The sequence below is a fragment of the Pinirhizobacter sp. genome, from assembly GCF_035317885.1.
Lineage (GTDB): Bacteria > Pseudomonadota > Gammaproteobacteria > Xanthomonadales > Rhodanobacteraceae > Pinirhizobacter.
This window is the reverse complement of sequence record NZ_DATHFX010000319.1, coordinates 1-6,823: the sequence shown is the minus strand read 5'-3', so window position 1 is coordinate 6,823 and position 6,823 is coordinate 1. Positions and strand designations below refer to the sequence as shown.

General features: G+C 65.3%; 9 protein-coding genes and 1 pseudogene. 6 read left to right on the top strand and 4 right to left on the bottom strand.

Going from position 1 to position 6,823, the window contains the following annotated elements:
- On the top strand, positions 1 to 667 hold a 667-nt coding region (locus VK519_RS10435), incomplete at its 5' end, for a hypothetical protein (RefSeq protein WP_324349591.1).
- 2 nt (positions 668 to 669) lie between these two features.
- On the opposite strand, the gene VK519_RS10430 is transcribed toward VK519_RS10435, so the two are convergent.
- From VK519_RS10430 to VK519_RS10415, 4 genes are all read right to left on the bottom strand, one after another.
- Entirely contained in the window at positions 670 to 1,212 is a 543-nt protein-coding gene (locus VK519_RS10430; RefSeq protein WP_324349589.1) for a HutD/Ves family protein, read from the bottom strand.
- Positions 1,209 to 1,745 carry a GNAT family N-acetyltransferase gene (locus VK519_RS10425; RefSeq protein ID WP_324349587.1) on the bottom strand — a complete coding sequence of 179 codons (537 nt, stop codon included), beginning with the start codon at positions 1,743 to 1,745 and terminating at the stop codon, positions 1,209 to 1,211. Before VK519_RS10425 ends, VK519_RS10430 begins: the two co-directional genes overlap by 4 nt.
- Before the next feature lie 19 nt (positions 1,746 to 1,764).
- Complete coding sequence (locus VK519_RS10420; protein WP_324349585.1) at positions 1,765 to 2,226, bottom strand: SET domain-containing protein; 462 nt, start codon at positions 2,224 to 2,226, stop codon at positions 1,765 to 1,767.
- A gap of 107 nt (positions 2,227 to 2,333) precedes the next feature.
- Positions 2,334 to 2,621, bottom strand: coding sequence for a ComEA family DNA-binding protein (locus tag VK519_RS10415; protein ID WP_324349583.1), 288 nt, complete (start codon positions 2,619 to 2,621; stop codon positions 2,334 to 2,336).
- 171 nt (positions 2,622 to 2,792) lie between these two features.
- On the opposite strand from VK519_RS10415, the gene VK519_RS10410 reads away from it, so the two are divergent.
- The 5 genes and pseudogenes from VK519_RS10410 to VK519_RS10390 form a co-directional block, all read left to right on the top strand.
- The gene (locus VK519_RS10410; protein WP_324349581.1) at positions 2,793 to 4,217 is read left to right on the top strand and encodes a M20 family metallopeptidase; all 1,425 of its coding nucleotides are present in this window, start codon (positions 2,793 to 2,795) and stop codon (positions 4,215 to 4,217) included.
- Complete coding sequence (locus VK519_RS10405) at positions 4,214 to 4,912, top strand: YggS family pyridoxal phosphate-dependent enzyme (protein ID WP_324349579.1); 699 nt, start codon at positions 4,214 to 4,216, stop codon at positions 4,910 to 4,912. The genes VK519_RS10410 and VK519_RS10405 overlap by 4 nt, the downstream gene beginning before the upstream one ends.
- A gap of 227 nt (positions 4,913 to 5,139) precedes the next feature.
- On the top strand, positions 5,140 to 5,844 hold the full coding sequence (locus VK519_RS10400) for a C40 family peptidase (RefSeq protein ID WP_324349577.1): 705 nt from the start codon (positions 5,140 to 5,142) through the stop codon (positions 5,842 to 5,844).
- Positions 5,845 to 5,941: 97 nt separating this feature from the next.
- Positions 5,942 to 6,370 (top strand): DUF3574 domain-containing protein, encoded by a 429-nt coding sequence (locus tag VK519_RS10395; protein WP_324349576.1) that lies wholly within the window; start codon positions 5,942 to 5,944, stop codon positions 6,368 to 6,370.
- Positions 6,304 to 6,823 (top strand): annotated as a pseudogene (locus VK519_RS10390) (hypothetical protein); the annotation flags it as partial. The gene VK519_RS10395 and the pseudogene VK519_RS10390, both read left to right, overlap by 67 nt.

Here is a 6,823-nt window from a genome sequence, read left to right as displayed (position 1 = left end):
CGATGCCCGCGGTGCGTTGGCCTCGTCGGGCATCGTGGCCGTCGGCTTGACGCTGCTGATCGCGCCATGGCTTACCGGCATGGCCGTGGCCAGCGGTCGCGCCGCGCGTCCGCTGTCGTTCGGCGGACTGATCCAGGGCGGTTTCGTCGAGTACGGCCGGATGTTCCGCGTGGCGTTGTGGAGCCTGGTTCCCTACGCGGTGGCCATTGCCGTGCACATGGCCATGACGCACTACGCGGAGAACCGCGGCGATGATGCGGTACTTCAATCGGTGGCCGACAGCGCGGACCGCATGGCACTGATCGTATCGCTGGTGGTCTTCGCCATCATGCAGGCCATCGTGGAATCGATGCGCGCGCAGTACGTGGCGGATCTCGGCCTGCGCTCGGCCACGCGCGCGTTCGGGCGCTCATTGCGCCAGATCGTGCGCCGGCCGCTGACCACCTTGCTGGTGTACCTGGTGATCACCGCCATTGGCCTGGGCGTGGCCGCGGTCATTGCCTATGTCCGCATCCGCACACCCGCGCTGGGTGCATGGGGGTTCATCCTGGCCTTCGTACTGGTGCAGGTGGGCGTAATGGCCACCGCCTGGATGCACATTGCGCGAATCTACTCACTGGCCATGGTGGCGCGTTCGATGGTGTTCCGCCGGCGCCGTCCGGGCTAGCGTCAAAGGCGGGCGAGGACGACCTCGCCCGCGCCTTCGAGCAGGCCGCGTTCGCCTTCGCTCGCCAACTGCATGAACATGCCCGCCTCCAGGCTGAAGATGTCCGTGCCCCGCTGCACCGTGGCATGGCCGGTAATGCACAGTACGATCCAGCCGAAACCGCCGGGCAGCATCATCGAGCCGGCCAGCGGGCGCGCCACCAGCATGCCCTCTGTATCGCCGCGCAACATCAGGTTGACCGCGCGCGTGGGGTTTTCCGGAAGACGGCAATAGGGCGGCGTGCCGCCATCGAAGCGAACGACCTCCAGCCGCCGGGCTTCCACCTCGCGCTCGTCGAAGGCAAGTATCACCGGCGCATCGAGCACGGTGAACTCCCGGCGCACGCCTGGAAAATTCGAGAACGGACCTTCGACGCGGATGTCGGCGACGCTCAGCCGCCAGTTCCAGGGTGAAGCGTCGGTCGCGACTTCCGTCGTGCTGCCCCCGCCATTGCTCCAGGGGATGGATTCAAGCTCGCTGAAGTGGCGCGGGGCGGCGAAGATCATCCGGCAGCTTGCCGGCTCATTCGGTGCGGGGCGTAATAGGCAAACAGGTGCGTGTGGCCGCCGAGGAATTCGATGTTGTCCACCAGCTCCCCGCCAAGGCGTTCGGCGACATGGTCGCTGGCCTCGTTGCCGATGCGCACCAGGCTGATCACCCGCTGCACGTGCATCTGGTTGAAGGCGAACTGCAGCGCCGCCTCGCCTGCCTCGGTGGCATAGCCGTGGTGGCGGAACTCGGGTTTGAGCATCCAGCCAAGCTCAAGGTCGGGCCAGCCTTCCGGGCACATCAGGCCCGCGCGGCCGACGAACTGCCCGGTGTCTTTCAGTTCCATCGCCCACATACCGCAGTCGCGCAAGGTCCAGTGGCCGAGCAGCATCGCCATCGAGCGCCAGGCATTCATGCGGTCCAGCGGTTGGCCATCGCCCACCCAGCGGGTGCTTTCAGGATCCGCAAGCATCGCGGCGTAGTCGTTGAAGTGCGCCTCGGTGAGTGCGGTGAGGCGCAGACGGGCAGTTTCAAGGGTGGGAATGAGCATGGGAGTGTCGATGGATGGATCAGCCGAGCAGGCGGGCCAGGGCGTGGGTGGTTTCGGCAAGGCTCGCAGGCCAGGGCAAGCCGATTATTTTCCCACCAGTGGCGCTGTCGATAAAGGCCTCTTCCTCGCCCGGTGGCAGGAGATGGCGGTAGTCCACGGTGATTTCCGTCCCGGCGGGGAGGTTTTCAAGGGCGAAAACGAAGCCCAGGTGCCACAGGCCGGTAGGCGTAAAGCTGTGATTAACAAAACATTCGTCGGGCCAGTCGGGGCTTAGCGTGTAGCGGTCCTCGAACCAGCGGGCCATGGCGTGTCGTTGGGCCGCAAGTTCTTCCGACGCGTCGATTTGCCCCAGGGCATAGGTGGTGTCAATGGCGTCGGGCGCCAGCATCACCCGGCCGGCAACAAGGTCTTCGTCGAGGAAAAGGCCATTTCCGGCTCCCTCGATGGGCGACGGTGCCACCCGGTAACGCACGAGAATCATCGGGCCCCTCGGCTCCTTGTCGGCCTGGCCGCAGGAAAAAGCCGCGGCGCGGGCGGAGTGTGGTCCCCCGCGCCGCGCCGCGCAAGCCGCCCCCCCCGGGTCGGCCACTAGCCCCCCTTGGCGGCGCCTTTCTTCGATGACGCTTCGACCTGGATGAATTCGCGGTTTTTTTCCACCATGGCCTTGCCGATGCCCTTGACCGAGGTGAGGTCGTCCGCGGCGCGGAACGGGCCATGTTGCTCACGCCACTCGACGATGGCCTGGGCGCGCGCGATACCGACGCCGTCCAGCGACTGCGCGAGCGTGGGGGCGTCGGCCTTGTTGATATCCACGGGGGTGCCGGCGAATACCGCCGGGGCAAACAGGAGAAGGCTGGCAAGGATGCTGCGTTGCATCGTTAAAGGATCCGTGAGCGGGCACCGGATTGGTGCGCGATCACTATGCGCGGCCGCGGCGCGTCCCGAGCAGCCGTGCAGGGCGCGCGAAAGGGTGGTCCCGGGGTCGTTTCCGGTGTGGTCCCACGCCTCGGTTACAATAACCTACTCTTTTTCCAGGGCCTGCCCTCAGTGGATACATCGCGCATCAGCTCTTTCATCGGTGACCTGTGGGACGCCGAAATCGTCCCGCAACTGGTGCAATACATCCGCATCCCGAACAAGTCGCCGATGTTCGACGCAAAATGGGCCGAGCACGGCTACATGGACGACGCCGTGCGCCTGATGGAAACCTGGGCGCGTGGCAAGCTTGCCGCGTGGCCGGATGCCACGCTGGAAGTGGTGCGCCTGGAAGGCCGCACGCCGCTGATCTACATCGAAGTTCCGGGGCAGGGAGACGACACCGTCGTGCTCTACGGCCACCTGGACAAGCAGCCGGAGATGACCGGCTGGTCGGACGGCCTGGGCCCGTGGGAGCCTGTATTGCGCGGCGACCGCCTGTACGGCCGCGGTGGCGCGGACGACGGCTATGCCATCTTCGGGTCAATCGCCGCCTTGCTGGCGCTGCGCGAGCAGGGCGTGCCGCATGCACGCTGCGTGATCATGATCGAGGCCTGCGAGGAATCGGGCAGCTACGATCTTCCTTATTACGTCGACCACCTGGCCCCGCGGATCGGTAACCCGTCGCTGGTGGTGTGCCTGGATTCCGGCTGTGGCAATTACGACCAGCTGTGGCTTACCACCAGCCTGCGCGGCATGACGGGCGGCAACCTCACCGTGCAGGTACTCGAAGAAGGCGTGCACTCAGGCGATGCCTCCGGCGTGGTGCCCTCAAGCTTCCGCATCCTGCGCCAGTTGCTCTCACGCCTGGAAGACCAGGACACAGGCCGGATCATTCCCGACGAGCTCTACGTCGACATTCCCGACGAGCGCCGCGAACAGGCCCGTCGTTCGGCCGAATTGCTAGGCAACGACATTTTCGACAAGTTCCCGTTCGTCGAAGGCATGAAACCGGTGACCGGCGACCTCACCGAGTTGGTGCTCAACCGCACGTGGCGCCCGCAGTTGGCGGTGACCGGTGCCGGTGGCATGCCGGCCCTGGACAGCGCCGGCAACGTGTTGCGGCCCAGGACGGCGGTCAAGCTGAGCCTGCGCGTACCGCCGACGCTTTCCGGCGCCAAGGCGGGCGCGTTCCTCAAGCAGTTGCTGGAAAAAGACCCGCCCTATGGCGCACGCGTCACCTTTGCGCTGGAGAAAGACGGCAGCGGCTGGAATGCCCCGCAGCTTTCGCCCTGGCTTGCCGATGCGGTGTCGAAGGCCTCCGAAAACTATTTCGGTGCTCCCGCGGCCTACATGGGCGAGGGCGGCAGCATTCCCTTCATGGGCATGCTGGGCGAGAAATTCCCCAAGGCGCAGTTCCTGATCACCGGTGTCCTCGGTCCGCACTCCAACGCCCATGGCCCCAACGAGTTCCTGCACATTCCCACCGGCAAGCGGGTGAGCATGGTGGTGGCGGACGTGGTGGCACGCCAATACGCCGAGGGTGCCAGCGGATGACCGACCCGGCGCCTTCGGACCTTGCCGCACGCTGGCAAGCGGTGCGTGGGCGCGTGGACCAGGCCTGCCGGGACGCCGGGCGAATGCCTGGCGAGGTGAACATCCTGCCGGTAAGCAAAACCTTCGATGCCGCCGTGGTTCGCGAAGCGGCGGGCCTGGGACTGAAGCGCTTCGGCGAGAACAAGGTGCAGGAGATCCGCGCCAAGGCCGCCGACCTTGGCGACCTTCAGTTGGAGTGGGTGGTGATCGGCCACCTGCAGACCAACAAGGCGCGCGATGTTGCCCGGCTGGCCTCCGAGGTCCAGTCGCTCGATCGCATTGAACTGGCCCACGAACTCGACCGCCGCCTGCAGGCGGAAGGGCGGGGCATCGATGTGCTGGTGCAAGTGAAGACCTCGCCGGAGGAAGCGAAAACCGGCGTGTCGCCCGAATCGCTGCCCAGTCTGCTGCACGAACTCAACGCCTGCGCCAGCCTGCGCCTGCGTGGCCTGATGACCATGGCCATCGCCTCGGACGACCCGGCGGCGGTGCGTGGCTGCTTCCACCGGCTGCGCCGGTTGCGAGAGGCGTGCCGGCAATCGGGACACGAGCTGGACCGGCTGTCGATGGGCATGAGCGGCGACTTTGCCCTGGCCATCGCCGAAGGCGCTACGGAAGTCCGGATCGGCAGCGCCATATTCGGCTCCCGAACCTGAATCAGCTTGCTTTCATTCATAAAATTAATATTGCCCGGGCTATTTGCTATATCCCTTGGCCTAGCACCGTATCGAACTGTGATGAACCGCAACTGCTGAAAAACTTTCGTAAATGTTGTGGAGAATTAACTCGTTTCGAACATATTCACAAAAATGCTTTGGTACTTTCACTGCTCTTTCACGGTTGGGTGCCTTCTGGCGCCCTCAGCAGAAGACAGGAAAAGCCCTTGGCAAACAAGCATCTACACCGCAAATTAGGGTTCGCGCTACTGCTTTGCCTGCCTGCCGCTTCCGTCTTTGCCACCGACTCCGTTGACACCTCCCTTGTCCGTCCCGCCGCCGCGCTGATGTCCGGCCTTTCGGTTTATGCGCCCGGTCCTGCCCTTGCCCAGGCCGCTTTCGGCACGTCCGACACCGCACCGGTTGCCGCCGCGAAGGGCGATGTGAAGCCGGGCACGGTCGAAGCCCTGGCCATGCTCGATGAAGACGAAGACATGCCCACCGAGGGCGTCGCCTTCGATTCGTCCTCGGTCACCGGCAACGATCCACGCCATGTCCTGCTGCAGCTGGCCATGAAGCTGCGCGACATCCGCTACCGCCGCGGCGGCGATACACCGTCCACCGGCTTCGACTGCTCCGGCTTCGTCCGCTATGTGTTCAGCCATAGCCTGGGCCTGGACCTCCCGGCCAACTCCGGTTCACAGTTCGCCGCCGGCCTGAAGGTCGACCGCAGCGACATGAAGCCCGGCGACCTCGTCTTCTTCCGCATCCGTGGCAAGCGCGTATCCCACGTGGGCATCTACATCGCCAACGGCCAGTTCATCCATTCGCCGTCCACCGGCAAGACAGTGCGCGTGGACAGCCTGCAGGAAGCCTATTGGTCGCGTCGTTTCGCCGGTGCCAAGCGCCCGGACGGCATCGCCCGCATCTGATTACAGTCCATCCTCTTGGATGTTCCGAAACGGTCCGCTCGCGGACCGTTTTTTTTTTGATGTTGTTTCGCGGCGCGCGCCTGCCGATACTGCGGGCATGACCCTCCGCGTCCTCCTGCCGATGCTTGCCGTGGCCGCCCTCGCGGGCTGCGCCACGCCTTCCACCTTCCACGGCGACCAGGCGCACCCGGCGACGACGACGGGCTGGGTGGATACGCGGCTTTACTTCGGCCTGGGTGCAGCAGGCGGCAACCTCGGCGTGGGCGAAGATGCTTGGCGGGCCTTCCTCGATGCCGAAGTGACGCCGCGCTTCCCCGACGGGCTGTCGGTGCTCGACGTGTACGGGCAATGGCAGGATGCGGGCGCGGCCGAGCCAGAGCGCCTGCGTTCGAAGATGCTGGTGATCGACTACCCCGACACCAAGGACAACCGGGCGAAGATCGAGGCGATCCGCAGCGCATGGAAGGCCAGGACCGGCGACAAATCGGTACTTCGCGTGACCACGCCCGCCCAGGTGTCGTTCTGAGCCCGCCGCGCGCCTGGTTCCGTACCGGCGACCTCAACGGTGTGCTCGGGTTGATCGTCGACAACCTGTCGATCCTGGCTTTTCTTTCCACCGCCTTGATCGTGATCTTCGGATTTCCGGCGGATATTGTCTTCGGACGGATGTTTCCGGGTACGGCGCTGGGCGTGTTGCTGGGGAACCTGGCCTATACCGTGATGGCCCGGCGCCTGGCCGCGCGCACTGGGCGCGATGACGTCACCGCGATGCCTTTGGGCCTGGATGCTCCCACCAGCATCGCCATGCCCCTGGTGGTGCTGGGGCCGGCCTACCAGGGCTATCTGCACGCGGGCATGTCCGCACATGACGCCGGCATCGCCACCTGGCACCTGGGCATGGCGAGCCTGGTGGTGATGGGCGTGCTCAAGTTCGTGTTGTCGTTTCCCGGCGACATCGTCCAGCGCTGGGTGCCACGTG

What these genes read in the sequence shown, in the direction of transcription:
- VK519_RS10395 (WP_324349576.1), top strand. Translation starts at nt 5,942, where the DNA reads ATGACCCTCCGCGTCCTCCTGCCGATGCTTGCCGTGGCCGCCCTCGCG.
- VK519_RS10405 (WP_324349579.1), top strand. Translation starts at nt 4,214, where the DNA reads ATGACCGACCCGGCGCCTTCGGACCTTGCCGCACGCTGGCAAGCGGTG.
- VK519_RS10430 (WP_324349589.1), bottom strand. Translation starts at nt 1,212, where the DNA reads ATGATCTTCGCCGCCCCGCGCCACTTCAGCGAGCTTGAATCCATCCCC.
- VK519_RS10420 (WP_324349585.1), bottom strand. Translation starts at nt 2,226, where the DNA reads ATGATTCTCGTGCGTTACCGGGTGGCACCGTCGCCCATCGAGGGAGCC.
- VK519_RS10415 (WP_324349583.1), bottom strand. Translation starts at nt 2,621, where the DNA reads ATGCAACGCAGCATCCTTGCCAGCCTTCTCCTGTTTGCCCCGGCGGTA.
- VK519_RS10425 (WP_324349587.1), bottom strand. Translation starts at nt 1,745, where the DNA reads ATGCTCATTCCCACCCTTGAAACTGCCCGTCTGCGCCTCACCGCACTC.